This is a genomic window from Deinococcus terrestris, assembly GCF_009377345.1.
Taxonomy (GTDB): domain Bacteria; phylum Deinococcota; class Deinococci; order Deinococcales; family Deinococcaceae; genus Deinococcus; species Deinococcus terrestris.
On sequence record NZ_WBSL01000001.1, the window covers coordinates 57,435 to 76,037 of the forward strand.

The following is an 18,603-nucleotide window of genomic DNA, read 5'->3' on the forward strand; positions in this document are numbered from 1 at the left end:
CCCACCCCGCCCCACGTCGGGTTACGCCCGCTTGCGCCGACGCAGGCGCTCCATCGCCGATTCCAGGCTCAGGCGCATGCGCTCCAGGGCCTGCGCGAGGTCGCCGATCTCGTCGTTGCGGTCGGCCCGCACCGGCTGGGCGAGGTCGCCCATGCTGATGGCCTCGGCGGACTTCACGAGGCGTTCGATGGGCTGCACGATGCGGCGGGTGGCCCGCAGGGTCAGGGCGGCGGCGGCCAGCGCGGCGAGCAGTGAGATCCCCAGCACCAGCAGCAGGGTGGTCCGCAGCCGCTGGTTTGCCTCGGTGCTGTCCACGCCCACCGCGATGCGGTAGAGCAGGTCGCCCGGGCGCTCGGAGGCGTCCACCGGGGTGCGGACCCCGTCCCGGCCCTCGACCACGCCCAGGCGGCTCACGATGAACGTTTCGTTGCCGCCGCGCTGGTTCTCCTCGTCCCCGGCCAGGGCACGCAGCTCGCGGGCCTGGGCGGATTCGCCCGCGCCGACTTCCTCGAGTTGCGCGAGCTGCTCGCGGTAGGCATCGGCCGGGGTGCCCCGGTTCACGAAGGTGCCCGTCTGGGGGTTGGCCTTGATGAAGTCGGCCACCCGGCCCTGCAGGCTCCCGTCCAGGCCGGGATTCTGGCTGCGGAAGTAGACGGTGCCGTCGGGCAGCTCCACCTCCACGAAGCCCACCGCCGAGCGCCTCAGCAGGGCGTCGAGCTGCGCGTTCACCGTCTCCTGGTCGCGGGTGTCGAGGCTGGTGCCCACCGCGACTGCCACGGCTTCGGCGTTCTGGCGGATCAGGCGCTGCTGCGCGGCGGGCAGCAGCACGGCCAGCGAGAGCAGCGAGAGGCCCGCCGCCACGCCCAGCGGCGCGACCGACGCCACGATGAGCTGCTGCGCGAGGCTGCGCCGCCGCCCCGCCGGAGCCGCACTGCCCTCGGCCGCCACCGCGCTCAGGAACTGGTCGGTGTCTGCCCCGGTCCCCGCCGCCGGGGTCTGGGTGGCCGGAGCCGCCGGAGTTCCGCCCACCGTGAGTGCCCCGGTGAAGTCCGTCCACGAGTCGTCCCCGGCGGACACGGGAGTGGAGGCAGGCGTGGTGTCCCCACCCGTCACGCGCGGGGCGGGCGGATCGGGCGAGAAGACAGTCGTGCTGCCTCCCAGTCCACCCAGGCCCACGCCGCTGAGCGCTCCGGCCCCAGCCAGCCCGGCCGCCGCCAGCACCGGCTCGCGGGCCGCCTCGGCACCGACGGGCACGGGCACCGCGAAGGGGTCGGCGTCGAGGCCAGGAATGCCGCCCAGCCCGCCAAAGGGGTCGGCCGCGCCGCCCAGGGGTGCGGCGGGGGCGAGTTCCACGTCGTCCATTGCCCCGGCGCGGGGCGCGGGGGTCAGCGGGGCCGCCCCCTCGAAGGGGCTCACGTCCAGCCGCGTCTCGTCGCGCACCTCCTCGAGGGCCACGGCGGCGCCGACCTCCTCGAAGACGCGCAGCAGCAGCTCGGCGCGGGGGCGCCCGCTGGGTTTCATCAGGCGGCCCGAGCGCCGGGACGCGAGGCGGGCGGCCTGCTCGGGCGAGAGGCCGAAGCGGGAGACGAGCTGCGCTTCGAGTTCGGGGCGCACCCCGTCGGGAACAGGCTGGCGAATCACGACCGTGTACTTCATGGGAGTCCCTTCCGGGCCGCGCCCCAGGCGGGCCACCGGTGCCGCGTGGGCAGGAGAGTGGGCAGAGTGAGGGGGGTGGGCATGGGCAGAGGAGAGGAAGTCATGCGAGGTCCCGCGCCCGCAGGTGGCGCACGAAGACCGGCACCTGCGCCTCGCCGAGTTGCCGGGCGAGAGCGGAGAGCAGGGCGCTGAGGGCAGGGCTGTCGCCCAGTTCGTCCAGCACGTCGTCCACCATGAATTCGCCCATCGGCCCGACGGCCGCGATCACGCAGGCGGTCACGGCGTCCAGCACCTCGTCCGTGACGGGCTGGGTGCGCTGCGCCGCCCGGCGAACCCAGGCGTCGGCCTGCGCCACGGCCGCTCCCACATCGGGCGCGTTCACGCGGGCGAGCGCGGCGACCTCGGCCGCGGTGCGCACGCCGTCAATGTGGTGCAGCACCCGCCACAGCACGAAAGGCAGCGGCAGCTCGTCGCGCAGGCCCTCGGGCCAGGTCGGCACCCCCGCCGGGGCGCTGCCCGCCAGCGACGCGGCGGTCACGCGGCCCCCAGCCCGGCCGCCTGCCACTCGGGCCGGTCCGGCAGGGTGCCCAGCGGCAGATCATTCAGCGGCTGCCCCAGCCGCGCGAGGCTGGCACGGAAGGCGGTCAGCAGGGCCGGGTGCAGTTCGTGGGCGGGCACACCAGGTTCCACCATCAGGTGGCCTCCCTGCACCGTGACCTCCCGCGCGAAGGGGTCGAGGCAGGCGTGCTCGGCCGCGAGCCGCACGCACACGCTGCGCCACGCCTCGTCCAGCGGCGCGTGGCTGTGGGTCGCCGCGATCAGGTCCTTCCAGAAGACCAGCATCGCCGCATCGGAGGGCGCCTGCCTCAGTTCGCCCAGCAGCTCGCACGCGGTGCCCGGCTCCGGCAACGCCCCGCCGAGGAGCCGCCCGCCCTGCCAGTAGCTGCACGCCCCGTTCGCGAGCAGCACGCCCGAAAAGCGGCCCCCCTCCAGTCGGGCACGGCCCCCCGGCCAGCCCTCCTCCAGCGGCTGCGGGCTGTGGGTATGGGCCGCCCAGAGGGTCTCGGCGAGGGCGGGGGGCAGCGGCGTCAGGGTGACCTGGGCGCGGGGCAGCCCGGCCATCGCCTGCGGCCACCCCACCTCGCCACGGGCGGTGAACCCGCCGCGCAGCGCCCCGCCCACCCATACGAAGCGTGCCCAGTGCGGCCCCTGCTGCGCGTCGAACACGGCGCTCAGGCCCTGGCCCTGACGGGTCAGCAAATCGGTCGTGACCTCGGTCCAGGGATAGTGGTCGGTGTGCAGGCCGCTGTATACGGCGGGTTCAGGCGGAAGGGGAAGCCGGGGCTGGGGCATGGGGGGTCACCTCGGAGACAGGAGAAGGGCACGTGGAGGGTCACGCTCAGGTCCCCATCACACCTCAGTCCCTCTTACCGTTCGCTTACACCCCCCTCATCCGGCGGGCAGAGCAAACCCGCCCGGCGTGGCGACCGGGCGGGCGGAAAGGGACGGCTTAGCCGAGTTCGTTCAGCAGTTCCTGGACACGGCCGCGCAGGTCACCGCGCTCCTGGGGGGCGCCGAGCTGGTGCAGGCCGCCGTGGTAGGCGTCGGGGTCCCCGAACAGGCGCGAGAGCAGCTCGAACTCGCGCTGGCTGCGCAGGGAAGCGTCGTCGCGGAAGAGGGTCACATACTGGTCCTGGAAGGCCCACTCGTTCAGTTCGCCGTTCAGGAAGGCCCGCATCAGGCGGCGGTAGGGCTCCACATTGTCGTCGGTCGCCACCGTGCCCGTGCCCTCGCGGGCGGGCACCTGCTGGCTGAACACGGGTCCCAGGGCTTCCGGCGTGATGTCCCAGTTGTTCACCTCGAACTGCGGCTGGCCCTCGCGGAACAGGATGAACTGCGGGCTGTGGTGCTGAATGCCAGTCAGCTCGGCCACATGGTTGCTCGCCGGACGCCAGTCCACCACCCGGATAAAGCCCACGGGCAGCTCGTGGCGCTGGAGAAAGGTTTCCACCACCCCGAAGCCCTGCATCGTCTTGTGGCAGGTCCCGGCCTTGAAGACGGCGGCCAGCGGGTACTCCCGCAGGAACTGGTCCACCTCTTCGGGCGTCGTCAGGGGCACGAGCACCTGGGTCTGTTCGGTCGCGTTTGCAGTCATGGGGACAGGATACGCCCCACTTTGGAAAACGAAGTGACCCGGTCCACAAGGGAGGAGGAAAGTAGGCTGCGGCATGGAAAAGGCCACCGAGTTTCTCAGCTTCACCCTCGGCAACGTGACCCTCAGCGGCTTCGTGACGCCGGAGGAACTCGCCCGCATCGAGTCGGGGGAGGTGGTAGATGTGCTTCTGCGTGGGGTCATCGCCGTGCATGGCGATGTGGGCGAGGATGTGCCGCTGGGCGACGTGGCCTGCACCTTTATCGGCGGAGAGCTGTCGCCCTTCGCCCCACCGCGCGGGGGGTGACACTCAGTCCAGCGCCCACACTCCGGCCTTGAGGTGAACCGCGCCGGGGTAGTCCTCGCCCGCCCCCAGCCGGGTAAGGAGTTGACCCCGCCGCCCGGCCTCCGCCAGCCCTGCCGCGACCATCCGCTCGAAAGCCGCGCCGCTCAGTCCCGCGTGGTTCGTCACGGCGAGGACCCGGCCCCCCGGTGCGGTCACTACGGCGGCCAGCGCCGCCAGCCGGGCGTAGTCGCGCTCCACCCGCCACACGCCCGCCTTGCCCCTGGCGAACGACGGCGGGTCCAGCACCACGAGGTCGAAGCGGTCGCCCCGTTTCCGCAGCCTGCCGAGCCATTCGAACACGTCCCCGTACAGGAAGTCCGAGTCGGGGGCCGGAAGGCCGCTCAGCGCATAGTTCTCCTGCCCCCACGCCAGCACCTTGCGCGAGAGGTCCACGTTCTTGACCGTGCCCGCCCCCCCCAGCGCCGCGCTCAGGCCGAAGCCGCAGGTATAGGCGAAGGTGTTCAGCACCCGCCCACCCTCCGGCACGTGCGCCCGCACCCAGGCCCGCAATGGCCGTGCATCGGAAAAGAGGCCGATGCTGAGGTCGCCGCCCGGCCGGATCAGGAAGGGCACGCCCGCCTCCAGCGCAGTCACCTCGGGCCGCGCGTCGCCCCAGACCGGCCCCGGCGGCGAGAGCTGCTCGCGGGCCACGTTCGCCGCGTGCCGGGCCTCCACCGGACGGCGCTTGAGATACACGCCCGCCACGCCAGGCAGGGCACCGCAGGCCGCCGCCAGTCTCGCTTCCTCCCCCGCCGACAGGTCCGCGTACAGGCTCAGCACCGCCGCGTCCCCCGCTAGGTCCAGCGCGAAGAGGCCCCCCGTCTCGGTCGTGTGGGCCGCCCGGTAGACGGTCGTGCCCCCCGCAGGCAGGTGGGCGCGGCGGGCGAGGAGGGCCGGGAGGTCGGGCAACTTCACCCGGCAAGTGTAGAGGGAGGCAAAGCAGGAGGCGGAAGCCGTCGCCTCCGCCCCTCCGGGTTCTTTCTATTCCCTACGGTCTGCCGCCCAGAATCCACCACACCGCCGCCGTCGCCACCGCCGTGACCACCCAGAAGCGGGTGGTGACGTGGGTTTCAGGCCAGCCGACCATCTCGAAATGGTGCTGAATCGGACTCATCTTGAAGACACGCTTGCCCCGCGTCTTGAACGACACGACCTGAATCACCACGCTGAGCACGGCGACCACTGGGATAATCGCGGCGAGGGGCAGCAGCCACACGTCCGCGTACAGCACGTAAGCTCCCGCTGCCACCGCCCCGATGGCGTGGCTCCCCATATCGCCCATGAAGACCCGCGCCGGGTGCGCGTTGAACCACAAGAAGCCCAGCAGCACCGCCACCATCAGCGCCGAGACGGGCGACACCGCCAGCAGCGGCAGCAGCACGATCATGGCAACGCCCGCCAGCAGTCCGTCCAAGCCGTCCGTGAAGTTAAAGGCGTTCACTGCCCCCACCATCACCAGCGTCAGCAGGATCACGTCGAGGACTGGCCCTAGGCTGGGCAGGACCTCGTGCGAGGAAAGGGGCGCGGCGAAGAAGGCGAAGACCAGCCCCACCAGGAATTGCAGCGGAAACTTCTCGCGGGCCAGCAGCTCCTTTTTGCCCCTCCCGCGCATGCGTGAGACGATCTTGAGCCAGTCGTCGATGCCGCCGATCACGCCCATCGCCAGCGCCGCGAGCATGATCAGCAGCTCTCGCTCGCCGCCCGCGTTCCCGGTCAGGTACAGCGGGAAGAAGACCAGCGCCAGCGCCAGCACAAAGGCCACGCCGCCCGCCGTGGGTGTCCCCTCCTTTTTCAGGTGCGTCTGCGGCCCGTCGGCCCGGATGGGCTGGCCCCACCCCCGCGCCCGGCTGACCCGGATAAAGAGGCCCACGAGAAACCACGAGAGGAGGGCCGCCACGACGGTCATGGGCGGCTCCGGCGGGGGGCAGGGGACAGGCAGGGGCGCGGCATCTCAACCGGGGAGGGTAGCACGGAGGGGCGCGGCGTCCGGCCGTCAGGGGTGGACATACATCAGGCAAAGGCGTTTTGGCCCCCTTTGAAGGGAGCTGGCCTCGAAGCAGAGGGAGGGGTGCTTCTCATCGGCGGCAGACTCCACTGCACTTCGCCCCCGCCATGAGAAGAGGCCGGACCCGTCCTGGCATCCGGCCCCTTTTCTGCGCAGCCTTACAGCCGTGCGATCACCGCGTCGGTGAATTCCTTCGTCCCGGCGGTGCCGCCGAGGTCACGGGTGCGCGGCCCCTCGGTAAGCACGGTGTTCACGGCCTCGTCGATGCGGCGGGCCACGTCGTGCGCCCCGATGTGGTCGAGCATCAGCACCGAGGCCAGCATGGTCGCGGTGGGGTTGGAGATGCCCTGCCCCGCGATGTCGGGGGCCGAGCCGTGCACGCTCTCGAAAATGCCGAACTGGTCGCCCACGTTCCCGCTCGCGGCGATCCCCAGCCCGCCGACGAGCCCGGCGGCAAGGTCGGAGAGGATGTCCCCGAACATGTTCGTCATGACCATCACGTCGAACTGCGAGGGGTTGCGGACAAGCTGCATCGCCGCGTTGTCCACGATCATGGTGTTCGTGCTCAGGCCGTCCACGCCCTGCGTCTGCTCCAGCACGCTGTCCATGAACAGGCCCTGGGTCACGGGCAGCACGTTGGCCTTGTGAACCACCGTGAGCTTGCCCCGGCGCTTCAGGGCGAGGTCCACCGCGAACTTGCCGATGCGGTCGCTGGCCTCCTTGGTGATCACGGTGTCGGCGATGGCTGTGTCGCCGTAGCGCCGCTCCTGCTCGACATAGAGGCCCTGGGTGTTCTCGCGCACGATCACGAGGTCCACGTTCTCGTAGGCGCCGGGCACCGGGCGGGTGCGGGTGGGGCGCACGTTGGCGTACAGGTTGTACTTGCGCCGCAGGTGGCGGATCGCGCCGAAAAAGCCGTCGGGCTTCTCGCCGCTGGGGCTGGTCGCCGCGCCGAACAGGGTCGCGTCGGTATTCTCCACGGCCTCGTAGGTGGCCCCCGGCACGCTGGTGCCGTGGTCGAGGAAGTACTCGTAGCCTGCCTCGGCCGTCACGTACTCGGCGTCAAGGCCAGCGGCTTCCAGCACGCGGCGGGCGGCAGGGATGACCTCGTGGCCGATGCCGTCTCCCTCAATCAAACAGATGCGGTACTTCGCCATAACCCCGCCAGTGTAAGCGGTGGATGTGCCCCCTGTTACCTTGCCCCCATCCTCAAAACGTCACCCGCGACGTGACGCGCCAGCAGCGGCCCCAGCAAAAAGCCCTTGCTGCCCAGGCCGGAGAGCCGCCACACGCCGTCCGGCTGCCGCCCTGCCACCAGCCCAGAGAGCCGGGTGCCGCTCCAGCGCCCGGTCACGTGCACCCCACGCAGGTCGGTCAGCGTGTCCCCCCGGTTCAGCAGCCAGCGGAGTGAATCGGCGGGCAGGGTCGGGTCCTGCCACGTCGGCGTCGGGGCCTCGAACGTCGCCCCCAGCACGCCTGTCCCCCCCGCCCCCGGCGCGAGGTAGGCTCCGAAACTCACGGGGAGGGTGGTCGCGGGGCAGTCCAGCGTGAGCAACGTGCCCGCCCGGTGGGTTCCCGCCTCGCCCGCCCGGCCCGACCCCACCGCGCCGCCGCACCACACCACCGCATCGCCCTGCCGCCGCGAGCCGTCCTCCAGCGTGACCGAGTGGGTATCCCAATCCGTTGCTCGCCCCCGCACGACCTCTGCCCTGCTCGCGTTCAGTAGCGCCGCGCAGAAGGCCGCGCCGTCCAGCCAGCCCCCTTCCGGGATGAGTAGCGCATGCGGCCAGCCAGGGGAGAGAGGGACCGGGAACTCTCCCGGCATCAGCCAGCGGTGGGGGAGGGCCGGGGGAAGGTTCCGAGCGAACTTGGCCCGCGTGCGCTCGTCGGGCACCGGGCGCAGCACGCCCTCTTGCCCGTGGGGAATGGACCAGCCTGCTGCCTCCAACTCGCGCACCAGCGCCCAGGTCAGCGCGAGGCCCTCTACTGCCCGGCCGTCCACCTGGCCCGATTGCCCGCGCACCGGGTTGAGCAGCGCGGAAGGCACGTGGCTCGCCGCGTGAACCCCGGCGTCCATCACCGTCACCTGCGCCCCGCCCCGCGCCGCGAAATACGCCACCGCCGCGCCCGCGACGCCGCCCCCCACGACAAGCACCCTCACCGCCGCACCGCCCGCAGGTGCTCGCGTTTGCCGGGGGGACCGGGACGGCGTTCGACCTCCAGGCCTGCCCCTGTCAGCGCCCGGCGCACATGCCCGGCGGCGCTGTAGGTCGTCAGCACGCCCCCCGGCGCGAGGGCCGAGGCCAGCCGCCCCACCACCTCCGGCGTCCAGACCTCCGGGTTGCGGGCGGGTGAGAACCCGTCAAGGTAGAGGGCGGTGGCCCACTCCCGAGGAAGCTGCGCCGTCCGGATGTCCTCGCACCGGACAGTGAGGGAGAGGCCGGGCACCCGAACCGTCAGAGGGGCCGGTCCACCCCATCCCGCCAGCAGCTCCTCCCAGGCGGAATGCTCTGAGCCTTCGCCACCCTCGGCCACCTCCCGCAGCAGGTCCACGGGCGCGGGGTCGAATTCGTAGGCCACGTATTCGAGCGGAGCGCCGCGCCGCGCACACTCCGCCAGCGTCGCCCGGAAGTTCACGCCCAGCCCGAAGCCCACCTCCAGCACGCGGGGCGTGGGGTGTGCGTGCGTCCCGCTTCCCTCCACGAACACGTGCCGGGCCTGCGCCGCCGCCCCGTGCCGCGAACCGTACGCCTCGCCGTAGCGGGCACTCACGGCGGTGCGCGAGCCGTCGGGCGTGAGCAGGATGGCCCCGGCGGGGGAAGGGTCGGCGTCGGTCATCGGCCCGCAGGATAGGGCCTGTCCCCACGGCAAACCGCCCCCGGTGGAATCCGGCGGGCGGCAGGGGAACGGCGGGTCAGAGCGTCGGGTCTGGATCGAGGGGCGAGGGCATCGTCCGCTCGCGCACCAGCCCCTGGGGGTCCTCCACGGCGAGTTCCTCTCGGCGCAGGGTGATTTCCTGGGTCTGGGTGTAGACGCGGGCTTCCTTGGCGATTACCACGTCGTTCAGGGGGTAGATCTGCTTTTCGACCAGCGCCCGCTCCTCGTACAGCGGAAGCTCGTAGACGCGGCCTACCTCCAGCACCTCGCCGTTGAGGGTGGCCTGCCCCCCGGTGTTCTCGCGCACGGTGATTTCGAGGTGCTCGCGGTGCAGGGTGATGGGCACGTTCTCCTGCCGCTCGGTGACCACGCGGCGGATGGTGACGGCGCCAACCGTCTCGGGCACGACTTCCACAAGGGCGCGTTCCTCGTGCAGGCGCAGGCGCTCGATCAGTTCGCGGCGCTCCTCGCGCTCGCGCAGGGCCGCGTCGGTCAGGTGGTCTTGGTCAGGTCTGTGGTCGTCCATGAGGGGTCCTTTCCGGCCTGGGAAGCCTGGTGGGATGAGCCAAGAAGGAGGCGGGGTTGCCCCCGCCTCCGCCCCCGCACCTGAGTGGCGGAGGGTCCTGGCTGCTCAGCGGCGACCGTTGTTGCGGTCGGTGTCGGTCATGGTCGTGCTGGTGGTGGTGTCGCCGTCCTGCAGGCGCACTTCACCCGTCTTGTTGACGTCCAGCACTTCACGGCCCACGGTCTCGGTCACGGTCTGGGTGTCGGTCACGGTGCGCTTGCCGATCTCGACTTCCTCGACCACGTAGGCCTGCTTGTCGACGTTGGCCCGCTCGGCTTCGAGGTCCACACGCACCGTCGCGCTGTCGGCGCCCAGCACCGCGCCCTCGACGGGACGGGCCTCGGTCACGGGGTGACGCTCGATGACGACTTCCTCGCGCTGCAGGCCCACGTTGACCTGCTCCTGACGGGTCTCGACATGCTTGCCAATCTCGACGGCCCCGGCCTTGAAGCGCTCCTTGTTGACGACCAGGCGCTCTTCGAGCAGCTGGAGGCGGTCAGGCGTGCGGTAGGCCCGCTCGCGGTAGGTCGTCTCGTCGGTGTCGGCGGCGCGGAGCACGCGCTCGTTGTTCTGCTGGAAGGTGGTGTCGGTGTAGGTCTGGTCGTAGCGGTACTCGTCGAGGTTCTTGACCTGTTCCTTGGTCAGGTTGTCGAAGTACACGCCGTTGTCGTCGAAACGGGCGTCGCCCACGGGCACGACGACTTCCTTGGAGGAGAACCAGCCGCCCACGTCGAGGATCAGGTAACGGATGCGGCCGCTGCTGGGGTCCACCAGCGCGTCGCGGACGGTGCCGATCTTCTCGTTGTTGTACCCGTAGGCGGTGTTGCCGCTGGGGTTGTAAACGCCCGCGTTGTCGTACATGTTGTCGCGGCTCAGGTCGGACAGGCGCATCAGGTTCATCTGGGTCATGGGGTGCCTCCGTGAATGAAGTGGTGTTGCTCGGCGTGCAGGGCGAGGGGTTCGCCCCTACCCGTAGCAGTTTCGCTGGGGGCCTTCCGGCGCGGCTGAGGACCGTCTAAAGCCGCCCCTGGGCAGACCTTGAGCTGAACGTTATGTTCGTCACGCTGCGGGTGTATGCTCGGCCCATACAGAAGAAGAGATGGTCGCGGTGGCCGTTCGCCCGCCTGTTCGTGCGCTCCTTCTGCTCGCCAGAACGCGCCCTCCGAACGAAGGTCAGGTGGTTTGTCCGTGCAAGACGGGAGACAGGACATGCCGGTCCGTGTGGTCAGCTTGGTGGGCCACAGCGGATCGGGCAAGACGACGCTTTCCGAAGCCCTGCTGGTGCGCAGCGGGGCTTTGTCGCGTGCGGGCCGGGTGGAGGACGGCACCACCCAGAGTGACCACACCGACGCGGAAAAGGCCCACGGCTTTTCCATCACGACCGGGGTGCTGCGCCTGACCCACGCGGGCACCGACCTCACGCTGCTGGACACGCCGGGCTATGCCGACTTCGTGCGTGAGATCCGGGGCGCGATCCGGGCCGCCGACTCCGCCCTGGTGCTCGTGAGCGCGGTCAGCGGCGTGGAGGTCGGCACCGAGCGGGTGTGGGCCACCGCCGACCGCTTCGCCATGCCCCGGATCGTGCTGATCTCCAAGATGGACCGCGAGCGGGCGAACTTCTCGGCGGTGCTGGCGGACATCCGCGCCAGCCTGAAGGGCAACGTGGCGGCGGCCTTCCTCCCGGTGGGCGAGGGGCCAGACTTCCGGGGCGTGGTGGACGTGCTGGGGACCGACCCGGACCACCCCGATCTCCCCGCCGAGGTCCGCAGCGCCCTCCCCGAGGCCCGCGAGGCGCTGATCGAGGCCATCGCCGACACCGACGACGGGCTGATGGGCCGTTACCTCGAAGGTGAGGAGTTGACCCAGGAGGAACTGCGCTCGGCCTTCCTGCGGGCAGTGCACGCGGGCACCCTCTTCCCGGTGCTGCCCGTCTCGGCGGCGACGGGGGGCGGGCTGGACGAGTTGCTGGACCTGATGGTGCGCGGCCTGCGGAGTGCCCAGGAGCGCGGCGTCCTGACCGGGGTGGACGGCCAGACCCGCGAGCCGACGCCGGATGCGCCCTTCAGCGCCCGGGTGTGGCGGGTCAGTGTGGACCCCTTCGTGGGCAAGCTGGCCCATATCCGGGTCTGGAGCGGCACGCTGCGCCCCGGCGACCCCCTGCGCAACACCACCCGCGGCGCGGACGTGAGGCCCGCCCACCTCTATGTCATGAGCGGCCACGACCTCACCGAGGTGCCCGAGCTGCGGGCCGGGATGCTGGGGGTCCTGACCAAGCTGCCCGAACTGCACACCGGGGACACCCTCGCCGATCCCGCCCAGCCCATCGAATATGACCCGCTGGTGCTGCCCGACCCCGCGCACACGGTCGCGCTCGTGCCGCGCACCCGCCAGGACGAGGACCGCCTCGGCGCGGCGATGACCCGCCTACTGGACGAGGACCCCACCCTGCGCTTCTCGCGCGAGGAGCAGACGGGCGAACTGCTGCTCGCGGGCATGGGCGACATGCACACGACCATCGCGGTGGAGCGCCTCGCCGCGCTAGGGGTCAACGTGGACACCCACCTGCCGCAGATTCCCTACCGGGAGACCATCCGGGCGTCCGCGCAGGCGCAGGGCAAGCACAAGAAGCAGTCGGGCGGGCATGGGCAGTACGGCGACTGCCATATCCGCCTCTCGCCGGGCGCAGGCTTCTCCTTCCGCTCGGAGGTCGTGGGCGGCGCGATTCCCGGCAAGTACCTCCCCAGCATCGAGAAGGGCGTGGCCGACGCGATGGAAAAGGGACCGCTGGCGGGCTACCCCATGCAGGACGTGCAGGTGGCGGTAACCCACGGCTCCTACCACGACGTGGATTCCAGCGACCTCGCCTTCCGCACCGCCGGGGCACTCGCCTTCCGGAGCGCGGTGGAGGAAGCGCGGCCCACCCTTCTTGAACCCGTGGTGCTGCTGCGGGTGCGGGCTCCGGCGCAGTTCACCGGGGACCTGATCGGGGACCTCCAGACCCGCCGCGCCCGCGTGCAGGGCATGGAGCCGGAGGGCACTGTCATCACGGTCACGGCGGTCGTGCCCCAAGCCGAACTCCAGACCTACAGCGCCGACCTGCGCTCCCTGACCGGGGACCGGGGGGCCTTCAGCGTCAAGCCTCAGGGGTATCAGGACGTGCCTGAGCATCTGGCGAAGAAGATCGTGGAGGCGCGGAAGGCGGCGGCGGGGTAGGAGGGCGAAGGGGAGGCCGGAAAGGAAGTTGCGACCGCGCACCGCGCCCGGCCTCCCGCGTACCATTCTCCCCATGACCGTCGCCCCTCCCCGCGTCCTGGCCGACCTCCGTTCCGACACCGTCACCACGCCCACCCCCGAGATGCGGGAGGCGATGGCGCAGGCCCCGGTGGGCGACGACGTGTACGGCGAGGACCCCACCGTCAACGCGCTTCAGAGTGAACTCGCCCGCCTCGCCGGATTCGAGGCGGGCCTGTTCATGCCCTCGGGCACCATGACCAACCAGGTCGCCATCGCCCTGCACACCCGCCGGGGCGAGGAGGTCATCTGCGCCGAGGGGTCGCACATCTACGAGTGGGAGCTGGGCATGATGGCGACCTTTTCCGGCGTGGTGCCCCGCTTCGTGCCCGCGCCACTGGGCGTGCCCGACCCGGAGGCGGTGCGGCTGGCCGTGCGCCACAGCGTCCACCAGTCGCCCACCGGACTGATCAGCCTGGAAAACACCCACAACAAGGCGGGCGGAACGGTGCTGCCGCTGGAGGTGCTGGCCGCCATCCGGGGGATGGCCGACGAGGAGGGGCTGCCCCTGCACCTCGACGGGGCGCGGGTCTTCAACGCGGCGGCAGCGCTGGATGTGCCCCTCTCTGAGATCACCCGGCACTTCGACACCGTGAGCATCTGCCTGAGCAAGGGCCTGGGCGCCCCGGTCGGCAGCGTGCTGCTGGGCAGCGCCGCCGCCATGAAGCAGGCCCACCGCTACCGCAAGATGATGGGCGGGGGGATGCGTCAGGCCGGGGTGCTCGCCGCCGCTGCGCTGGTCGCCGTGCGCGACGGCCCCGCCCGCCTCAAAGAAGACCACCGCCGCACCCGCCGCCTCGCCGAGGCGCTGCTGGACGCCGGATACAGCGTGAATATGGCCGCCGTGCAGACCAACATCATCTATGTAACCCTGCCCGACGCGGCGGCGCAGGTCGCTCGCTGGGCCGAGGCGGGGGTGCTGGCGAGTGCGCTGGGGCCGGACTCGGTGCGCTTCGTGCTGCACCACCAAGTCGGGGACGAGGCGCTGGAGGACGCGATCCGGGTGCTGACCGCCTGAACCCGCCTGGGCGCGGCATACTGCCCCTCATGACCGCCCCGGACCGGCCCGTTTCCCCCAGCATCCCGGAGGCTCCGGGCATCCGCGCCGTGGACGGCAACCGCGCGGCTCTGACCCTCCTGATCGCGCAAAACGTCTTCTCGGCGCTTGCCATCGGAGCGGGCTTGCCGCTGGGAACGGCGCTGCTGCTGTCCTTCGTGGGGAATGCGGCGCTGGCCCTGACCGTCTTCCGGCGGCCCATGCAGGCGCTCTTCCGCGACTCGCGCTGGCGTACGCCGCCCTCGTGGGGGTTGTCGCTGGCGGCGTTCGTGCTGGCATTTCTGGCGTCGCGGGCCTTTGTGCTGGTGTACGTGACGCTGGTGCCGCAGTCGGCCGACGCCATTCCGCAGTTCGTGAGTCAGGGACCGGACCTGTGGGTGTTGCTGCTCGCCGCCGGGCTGCTGATCCCCTTCGCGGAGGAGGTCGCCTTCCGGGGGCTGATGCTGCGCGGGCACGAGCGGGCGGCGGGCTTCACGGTGGCAGCGGTGACGACCTCGCTCGCCTTCGGGATCGCGCACGGGGTTCCGGCGAGCGTGGTGGGTATCATTCCGCTGGCTTACGCGCTGGCCCGCCTGACCCAGCACAGCGGCAGCCTGTGGAACGCGGTGATCGTCCACGCGATCAACAACACGCTGGCGGTGGCGCTGGGCAGCGTGCTCGCCGGGCGACTTCCCGAGAGCACCGAGCAGGCGAGCGACCTGCTGAGCAATCCCGCGCTGGCCGTGCCCGTGGCCGTGGGCGCGGGCCTGTTCGGGATCGCGGTGATGGTTGTGCTGCACCTGTGGCTGACTCCAAAAGCCGACCCGCAGGAACGGCAGGCGCGGGGACCGTGGCTCAGCGCGGCGTATGTCGGCGTGGTGCTGTTTGGGGTGGTGGCCGCCGCCCTGACCCTGCCCGCCGTGCAGCAGACGGTCGCTGACCTGCGCGGGCTCATGCCGTAGCGCGGTGTTGGACCGCCCGCGAACTTTGGCCCGGTGGCTGAAAGCCGACCTGCTGGCCCCGCCCGTTCCCGCCTCCGCGCTCAACCCGGTGGACCTGATTCCTGGCCCCCTCCCGGTGTCGAGCCAACTCGACGACCTGCTGCCCCTCCCAGCGGGGCTGTGATTGGCTCTATGTCACCTGCGCTATGGGGACTCTGGCACCTGGGGTCACCCGTTCCGGCTCAGGGGGCTAAAGTGCCCCCGATGGCCCGCTCGCGCCCCACACCTCCCCCACCGCCCCCTACGGCCCCCCTCGCTGCTGAATTGCTGAGCGGCCCAGCGGCCTTTTTCGAGCGGTTGCGCCAGGTGCCGCCCCTGCCCTGGCGCTACGCCCTGCCGCCCGTGCTCGCGGCCCTGCTCGGCGGAGTGGTCTACGCCCTGCTGCTGCGGCCCGTGGTGGGGGCGACGGCCGAGGGGGCGGCAGCCTTTGCCTCGTACGCGGTCAATGTCTTTGGGACTTTCTTCCTGACCGTGGTGGGCGCGGCGCTGATGACCGGACTGGGCCACCTGGGAGCCGGGCGCGAGGGCCGTGCGCCGGAAGTCTACGGCGTGTCCTTCGTGCTGCTGCCGCCGCTGTATCTGGCGTTGACGGTGCTGCTGCTGGTGTCGGGAACAGACGTGGCCGTGACCTCTGCGGACGCCCTCTCCCAGCGCGAACTGCTGGTAGGGGCGATGCAGGGCAGCCTCGCCCGCGTTACCGTCCTGCTGCTGCTCCTCGCCCCGCTCGCGCAGTTCTTTCTGGCCTACCGGGGCTTCCTAACCCTGACTGGCGACCGCCGCCGGGCGCTCCTTGGAACCTTGCTGCCTCTCCTCCCCGTGCTGGCGGTGACGGCGTTGGGGCTGGCGCCGCTGCTGGCGGCCTGGTAAAGCCGTCAGCAGAAAGGCCGGAGCCTCTGCCCCGACCCTCCTGAATTCCCGCTCAGCCGAAGATGCTCTTGCTGGGGTCCCAGAGGCGCGACAGCTCGTAAATCCCGATCAAGAGGTGCAGCACCAGCTTGGCGGCGATCCCGGTGAGCAGCCCCAGCAGGGTGCCCCAGGCAGCGCGGGTCGCGTCCAGCACAGGCTTTCGCACGACGAACAGTTCCGCGATCAGCGCCCCGGCGAGCGGCCCCACGATCAACCCGACCGGAATGAAGATGCCCACCAGCCCGCCGATCAGCGCTCCCCACCCCGCCTGCTTGCTGCCGCCGTAGCGCCGCGCCCCCCACGCCGAGGCCACGTTGTCGATCATGGAGATCAGGAAGGTGATGACCGCGAAGGTCAGCAGAAAGGGCAGGTCCGGCCAGGGCTGAAACCCGTCGATGAAGGTAGCAGCGACCGTGCCCGCAAAGATGATCAGCGTGGCGGGCAGCGCGGGCACGAAGGTGCCGACCATGCCGACGAGCCAGGCGACCAGAAAGACCAGAAAGGCGAGACTCATACGCCCCTGGGATACGCGGGGCGGAGAAGGGGAGTTCCCCGGCGGTAAGCTGTCCCCATGACCACAACCCAGCCGCCCACCGACGAGCGCCGTATCTCCTACCTCCCCGTCCCCGACGCCTCCGGGGTGCCCGAGGGCGTGAGCAAGCTGTGGGCCAAGGCTGAGGCCAACATGGGCTTCGTGCCCAACGTCTTCCGCGCCCAGGCGGTCAACGGCGAGCAGTTCCAGGCATGGTGGAACTACTTCAACCTGCTGCTGAACAAGGAGGGCTACCTCTCCAACGCTGAGCGTGAACTCGTCGCCGTGGTCGTGAGCAGCGTCAACCGCTGCCTGTACTGCGCCGTCTCGCACGGGGCGGCCCTGCGCCACTTCAGCGGCGACCCGCAAAAGGCCGACGCGGTGGCCGTGAACTGGCGCCACGCCACCCTCACCGAGCGCGAGCGCGTCCTGTGCGAGTACGCCGAGAAACTGACCCTGCGCCCCGCCGAGGTCACCGAAGCCGACCTCCAGCCCCTGCGCGGGGTGGGACTGGACGACCACCAGATCATGGAACTCGTGCAGGTGATCGCCATGTTCAACATGACCAACCGCGTGAGCAGCGCCCTGGGATTCCAGCCCAACGCCGAATACTACGCGCAGAGCCGCTGAGGAGGCCCGCCATGACGAAGAACGACGAAGGCCGCGACCGCAGGCCCCAGCCGCACGACGAGGAACACGAGCAACTCTCCGAGTCGGCGCAGGACACGCCCCAGCCCTCCCCGGAGGACGAGGCGAGCGGCGACGGCAAGCATGGCCGCCCCAGCGACGACTCCGATCCCGGCCACAGCTAGCAGCCAAAACAGGAGGAGCCAAAGCACTCGCCCCGGCTCCTCCTTTCCCATAGGCGCTCAGTAGCTGTAGAAGCCCCGCCCGCTCTTGCGCCCCAGCAGCCCGGCCTGCACCATCTTCCGCAGCAGCGGCGAGGGTCGGTACTTGTCGTCCCCCAGCCCCTGGTGCAGCACCTCCATGATGGCGAGGCAGGTGTCCAGCCCGATAAAGTCGGCCAGCGTCAGCGGCCCCATCGGGTGATTCATCCCCAGCTTCATGATCTGGTCGATGGCTTCCGGCTCGGCCACGCCCTCCATCACGCACTGGATGGCCTCGTTCAGCATGGGCATCAGGATGCGGTTGGAGACGAAGCCGGGGAAGTCGTTGCACTCCACAGGCGTCTTGCCCATCGCCCGCGCCGCTTCTGTCACCTTCTGCGCCGTCTCGTCGCTGGTGGAGTAGCCGCGAATGACCTCCACGAGCGCCATCAGCGGCACCGGATTCATGAAGTGCATCCCGATAAACCGCTCGGGCCGCCCGCTCACCGTGGCAAGGCTGGTGATCGGGATGGAGCTGGTGTTGCTCGCCAGAATGCCGTCCGGCTTGACGATCTCGCCCAGTTGCCGGAAGAGCTGCGCCTTGATCGCCTCGTTCTCCACGATGGCTTCCACCACGAGGTCGCAGTCGGCAAAGTCGGTCAGTTCGGTGGTGAACTGGATGCGGCCCAGCACCTCGTCCGGCGTGCCCATCAGCCTGCCCTTCTCGTGCAGCTTGGCGAGGCTCTTTTCAATGACGGCTCGGCCCCGGTCCAGAAACTCCTGCTTCACGTCCTGAACGACCACGGTAAAACCGCTCTGCGCGGCGACCTGCGCGATGCCGCCGCCCATCTGACCTGCTCCGATGACTCCGAAGTTCATGGGTTCTCCCTCTCTCTGTCGTGTGATTTAAGGTTCAAGCCATTTGCGGTGAGGGAGGCCTGCAACCGTTGCATGACCCGAGGCCCCACGCCGTGCAGGGTCCGTATCTGCGCGGGCGTGTAGGCCGTCAAATCTTCCAGCCGGGTAATGCCGAGGTCGCTGAGGGCACGTCGGGCAGGAGCGCCCAGCTTGGGCAGCTCGGTCATCCCTCCACCAGCGGCACGCCGTCCAGCATCAGCGCTCGCCCCCGCTTGACGGGCGTAAACGGCGTGTAGCTGTACTCCGAGCAGCCCTCCAGCACGAAAGGGTCGTCCCGGAAGACCTCCTCAAGCTGCTCCTGGCTCTCCGCCTGCGCGAGCAGCACGCCGCCCGTGCCGTCCACCTTGCGGCCCGACACGAGGAAGAGGCCCGAGCGGTAATGCTGGTCCAGCCACTCCCGGTGCCGGGGCGTGACGGCGGCGAGGTCGTCTCCGCTCTTGAGGTAACGGCTCTGAATCACCCACAGGGTCGGCGTTTGCGTCATGAGGCCC

The 18,603-nt window shown here is 70.5% G+C and carries 23 protein-coding genes; 8 read left to right on the forward strand and 15 right to left on the reverse strand.

Features of this window, described 5'->3' with window-relative positions:
• Positions 1 to 21: 21 nt before the first annotated feature.
• The 4 genes from F8S09_RS00330 to F8S09_RS00345 form a co-directional block, all read right to left on the reverse strand.
• Positions 22 to 1,656 carry a HAMP domain-containing protein gene (locus tag F8S09_RS00330; protein WP_152867985.1) on the reverse strand — a complete coding sequence of 545 codons (1,635 nt, stop codon included), beginning with the start codon at positions 1,654 to 1,656 and terminating at the stop codon, positions 22 to 24.
• A 100-nt stretch (positions 1,657 to 1,756) separates the two neighbouring features.
• Positions 1,757 to 2,194, reverse strand: a complete 438-nt coding sequence (locus F8S09_RS00335) for a hypothetical protein (RefSeq protein ID WP_322618375.1) — start codon at positions 2,192 to 2,194, stop codon at positions 1,757 to 1,759.
• Positions 2,191 to 3,009, reverse strand: coding sequence for a hypothetical protein (locus F8S09_RS00340; protein WP_152867987.1), 819 nt, complete (start codon positions 3,007 to 3,009; stop codon positions 2,191 to 2,193). Before F8S09_RS00340 ends, F8S09_RS00335 begins: the two co-directional genes overlap by 4 nt.
• A 157-nt stretch (positions 3,010 to 3,166) precedes the next feature.
• Positions 3,167 to 3,811 carry a monothiol bacilliredoxin BrxC family protein gene (locus F8S09_RS00345; RefSeq protein WP_152867989.1) on the reverse strand — a complete coding sequence of 215 codons (645 nt, stop codon included), beginning with the start codon at positions 3,809 to 3,811 and terminating at the stop codon, positions 3,167 to 3,169.
• A 73-nt stretch (positions 3,812 to 3,884) separates the two neighbouring features.
• Here F8S09_RS00345 and F8S09_RS00350 point away from each other — a divergent pair, with 73 nt between their 5' ends.
• Positions 3,885 to 4,115 carry a hypothetical protein gene (locus tag F8S09_RS00350; protein WP_152867991.1) on the forward strand — a complete coding sequence of 77 codons (231 nt, stop codon included), beginning with the start codon at positions 3,885 to 3,887 and terminating at the stop codon, positions 4,113 to 4,115.
• A 3-nt stretch (positions 4,116 to 4,118) separates the two neighbouring features.
• On the opposite strand, the gene F8S09_RS00355 is transcribed toward F8S09_RS00350, so the two are convergent.
• The 7 genes from F8S09_RS00355 to F8S09_RS00385 form a co-directional block, all read right to left on the reverse strand.
• Positions 4,119 to 5,063 (reverse strand): class I SAM-dependent rRNA methyltransferase, encoded by a 945-nt coding sequence (locus tag F8S09_RS00355; RefSeq protein WP_152869792.1) that lies wholly within the window; start codon positions 5,061 to 5,063, stop codon positions 4,119 to 4,121.
• A gap of 79 nt (positions 5,064 to 5,142) precedes the next feature.
• Positions 5,143 to 6,060, reverse strand: a complete 918-nt coding sequence (locus F8S09_RS00360; RefSeq protein WP_152867993.1) for a phospho-N-acetylmuramoyl-pentapeptide-transferase — start codon at positions 6,058 to 6,060, stop codon at positions 5,143 to 5,145.
• Between the two features lie 257 nt (positions 6,061 to 6,317).
• Positions 6,318 to 7,316 carry an isocitrate/isopropylmalate dehydrogenase family protein gene (locus F8S09_RS00365; RefSeq protein WP_152867995.1) on the reverse strand — a complete coding sequence of 333 codons (999 nt, stop codon included), beginning with the start codon at positions 7,314 to 7,316 and terminating at the stop codon, positions 6,318 to 6,320.
• 35 nt (positions 7,317 to 7,351) lie between these two features.
• Positions 7,352 to 8,320, reverse strand: a complete 969-nt coding sequence (locus F8S09_RS00370) for an NAD(P)/FAD-dependent oxidoreductase (RefSeq protein WP_322618376.1) — start codon at positions 8,318 to 8,320, stop codon at positions 7,352 to 7,354.
• On the reverse strand, positions 8,317 to 8,997 hold the full coding sequence (gene mnmD, locus F8S09_RS00375; RefSeq protein ID WP_152867997.1) for a tRNA (5-methylaminomethyl-2-thiouridine)(34)-methyltransferase MnmD: 681 nt from the start codon (positions 8,995 to 8,997) through the stop codon (positions 8,317 to 8,319). The genes F8S09_RS00370 and mnmD overlap by 4 nt, the downstream gene beginning before the upstream one ends.
• A gap of 76 nt (positions 8,998 to 9,073) precedes the next feature.
• Positions 9,074 to 9,562: a YsnF/AvaK domain-containing protein gene (locus F8S09_RS00380; RefSeq protein ID WP_152867999.1), complete on the reverse strand. Its 489-nt coding sequence runs from the start codon at positions 9,560 to 9,562 to the stop codon at positions 9,074 to 9,076.
• 105 nt (positions 9,563 to 9,667) lie between these two features.
• Positions 9,668 to 10,510 carry a PRC and DUF2382 domain-containing protein gene (locus F8S09_RS00385; protein WP_152868001.1) on the reverse strand — a complete coding sequence of 281 codons (843 nt, stop codon included), beginning with the start codon at positions 10,508 to 10,510 and terminating at the stop codon, positions 9,668 to 9,670.
• A 300-nt stretch (positions 10,511 to 10,810) separates the two neighbouring features.
• Here F8S09_RS00385 and F8S09_RS00390 point away from each other — a divergent pair, with 300 nt between their 5' ends.
• The 5 genes from F8S09_RS00390 (at position 10,811) to F8S09_RS00405 (ending at position 15,796) form a co-directional block, all read left to right on the forward strand.
• Positions 10,811 to 12,814, forward strand: coding sequence for an elongation factor G (locus F8S09_RS00390; protein WP_152868003.1), 2,004 nt, complete (start codon positions 10,811 to 10,813; stop codon positions 12,812 to 12,814).
• A 73-nt stretch (positions 12,815 to 12,887) separates the two neighbouring features.
• Positions 12,888 to 13,910 carry a threonine aldolase family protein gene (locus F8S09_RS00395; RefSeq protein WP_152868005.1) on the forward strand — a complete coding sequence of 341 codons (1,023 nt, stop codon included), beginning with the start codon at positions 12,888 to 12,890 and terminating at the stop codon, positions 13,908 to 13,910.
• Between the two features lie 29 nt (positions 13,911 to 13,939).
• Positions 13,940 to 14,890, forward strand: coding sequence for a CPBP family intramembrane glutamic endopeptidase (locus F8S09_RS00400; protein ID WP_152868007.1), 951 nt, complete (start codon positions 13,940 to 13,942; stop codon positions 14,888 to 14,890).
• Positions 14,891 to 14,915: 25 nt separating this feature from the next.
• Positions 14,916 to 15,053, forward strand: coding sequence for a hypothetical protein (locus tag F8S09_RS17520; RefSeq protein ID WP_227978419.1), 138 nt, complete (start codon positions 14,916 to 14,918; stop codon positions 15,051 to 15,053).
• 80 nt (positions 15,054 to 15,133) lie between these two features.
• On the forward strand, positions 15,134 to 15,796 hold the full coding sequence (locus F8S09_RS00405) for a YIP1 family protein (protein WP_152868009.1): 663 nt from the start codon (positions 15,134 to 15,136) through the stop codon (positions 15,794 to 15,796).
• Positions 15,797 to 15,848: 52 nt separating this feature from the next.
• On the opposite strand, the gene F8S09_RS00410 is transcribed toward F8S09_RS00405, so the two are convergent.
• Positions 15,849 to 16,349, reverse strand: a complete 501-nt coding sequence (locus F8S09_RS00410; protein ID WP_152868011.1) for a DUF456 domain-containing protein — start codon at positions 16,347 to 16,349, stop codon at positions 15,849 to 15,851.
• Positions 16,350 to 16,406: 57 nt separating this feature from the next.
• On the opposite strand from F8S09_RS00410, the gene F8S09_RS00415 reads away from it, so the two are divergent.
• The gene (locus tag F8S09_RS00415) at positions 16,407 to 16,997 is read left to right on the forward strand and encodes a peroxidase-related enzyme (RefSeq protein ID WP_152868013.1); all 591 of its coding nucleotides are present in this window, start codon (positions 16,407 to 16,409) and stop codon (positions 16,995 to 16,997) included.
• A gap of 11 nt (positions 16,998 to 17,008) precedes the next feature.
• On the forward strand, positions 17,009 to 17,179 hold the full coding sequence (locus F8S09_RS17525) for a hypothetical protein (RefSeq protein ID WP_194165172.1): 171 nt from the start codon (positions 17,009 to 17,011) through the stop codon (positions 17,177 to 17,179).
• Positions 17,180 to 17,236: 57 nt separating this feature from the next.
• Here the strand turns inward: F8S09_RS17525 and F8S09_RS00420 are convergent, their stop codons facing one another.
• Genes F8S09_RS00420 through F8S09_RS00430 form a run of 3 tightly spaced genes read right to left on the reverse strand, consistent with a single transcriptional unit; the run spans position 17,237 to position 18,596 of the window.
• Positions 17,237 to 18,073, reverse strand: a complete 837-nt coding sequence (locus F8S09_RS00420; protein WP_152868015.1) for a 3-hydroxyacyl-CoA dehydrogenase family protein — start codon at positions 18,071 to 18,073, stop codon at positions 17,237 to 17,239.
• Complete coding sequence (locus F8S09_RS00425) at positions 18,070 to 18,279, reverse strand: helix-hairpin-helix domain-containing protein (RefSeq protein ID WP_152868017.1); 210 nt, start codon at positions 18,277 to 18,279, stop codon at positions 18,070 to 18,072. The genes F8S09_RS00420 and F8S09_RS00425 overlap by 4 nt, the downstream gene beginning before the upstream one ends.
• The gene (locus tag F8S09_RS00430) at positions 18,276 to 18,596 is read right to left on the reverse strand and encodes a YciI family protein (RefSeq protein ID WP_152868019.1); all 321 of its coding nucleotides are present in this window, start codon (positions 18,594 to 18,596) and stop codon (positions 18,276 to 18,278) included. Before F8S09_RS00430 ends, F8S09_RS00425 begins: the two co-directional genes overlap by 4 nt.
• Positions 18,597 to 18,603: the final 7 nt, after the last annotated feature.

Bases quoted from the DNA above. Each gene is read 5' to 3' on its own strand.
- F8S09_RS00330 (WP_152867985.1), bottom strand. From the start codon at position 1,656: ATGAAGTACACGGTCGTGATTCGCCAGCCTGTTCCCGACGGGGTGCGC.
- F8S09_RS00340 (WP_152867987.1), bottom strand. From the start codon at position 3,009: ATGCCCCAGCCCCGGCTTCCCCTTCCGCCTGAACCCGCCGTATACAGC.
- F8S09_RS00345 (WP_152867989.1), bottom strand. From the start codon at position 3,811: ATGACTGCAAACGCGACCGAACAGACCCAGGTGCTCGTGCCCCTGACG.
- F8S09_RS00350 (WP_152867991.1), top strand. From the start codon at position 3,885: ATGGAAAAGGCCACCGAGTTTCTCAGCTTCACCCTCGGCAACGTGACC.
- F8S09_RS00360 (WP_152867993.1), bottom strand. From the start codon at position 6,060: ATGACCGTCGTGGCGGCCCTCCTCTCGTGGTTTCTCGTGGGCCTCTTT.
- F8S09_RS00365 (WP_152867995.1), bottom strand. From the start codon at position 7,316: ATGGCGAAGTACCGCATCTGTTTGATTGAGGGAGACGGCATCGGCCAC.
- mnmD (WP_152867997.1), bottom strand. From the start codon at position 8,997: ATGACCGACGCCGACCCTTCCCCCGCCGGGGCCATCCTGCTCACGCCC.
- F8S09_RS00380 (WP_152867999.1), bottom strand. From the start codon at position 9,562: ATGGACGACCACAGACCTGACCAAGACCACCTGACCGACGCGGCCCTG.
- F8S09_RS00385 (WP_152868001.1), bottom strand. From the start codon at position 10,510: ATGACCCAGATGAACCTGATGCGCCTGTCCGACCTGAGCCGCGACAAC.
- F8S09_RS00390 (WP_152868003.1), top strand. From the start codon at position 10,811: ATGCCGGTCCGTGTGGTCAGCTTGGTGGGCCACAGCGGATCGGGCAAG.
- F8S09_RS00395 (WP_152868005.1), top strand. From the start codon at position 12,888: ATGACCGTCGCCCCTCCCCGCGTCCTGGCCGACCTCCGTTCCGACACC.
- F8S09_RS00400 (WP_152868007.1), top strand. From the start codon at position 13,940: ATGACCGCCCCGGACCGGCCCGTTTCCCCCAGCATCCCGGAGGCTCCG.
- F8S09_RS00405 (WP_152868009.1), top strand. From the start codon at position 15,134: ATGGCCCGCTCGCGCCCCACACCTCCCCCACCGCCCCCTACGGCCCCC.
- F8S09_RS00410 (WP_152868011.1), bottom strand. From the start codon at position 16,349: ATGAGTCTCGCCTTTCTGGTCTTTCTGGTCGCCTGGCTCGTCGGCATG.
- F8S09_RS00415 (WP_152868013.1), top strand. From the start codon at position 16,407: ATGACCACAACCCAGCCGCCCACCGACGAGCGCCGTATCTCCTACCTC.
- F8S09_RS17525 (WP_194165172.1), top strand. From the start codon at position 17,009: ATGACGAAGAACGACGAAGGCCGCGACCGCAGGCCCCAGCCGCACGAC.
- F8S09_RS00420 (WP_152868015.1), bottom strand. From the start codon at position 18,073: ATGAACTTCGGAGTCATCGGAGCAGGTCAGATGGGCGGCGGCATCGCG.
- F8S09_RS00425 (WP_152868017.1), bottom strand. From the start codon at position 18,279: ATGACCGAGCTGCCCAAGCTGGGCGCTCCTGCCCGACGTGCCCTCAGC.
- F8S09_RS00430 (WP_152868019.1), bottom strand. From the start codon at position 18,596: ATGACGCAAACGCCGACCCTGTGGGTGATTCAGAGCCGTTACCTCAAG.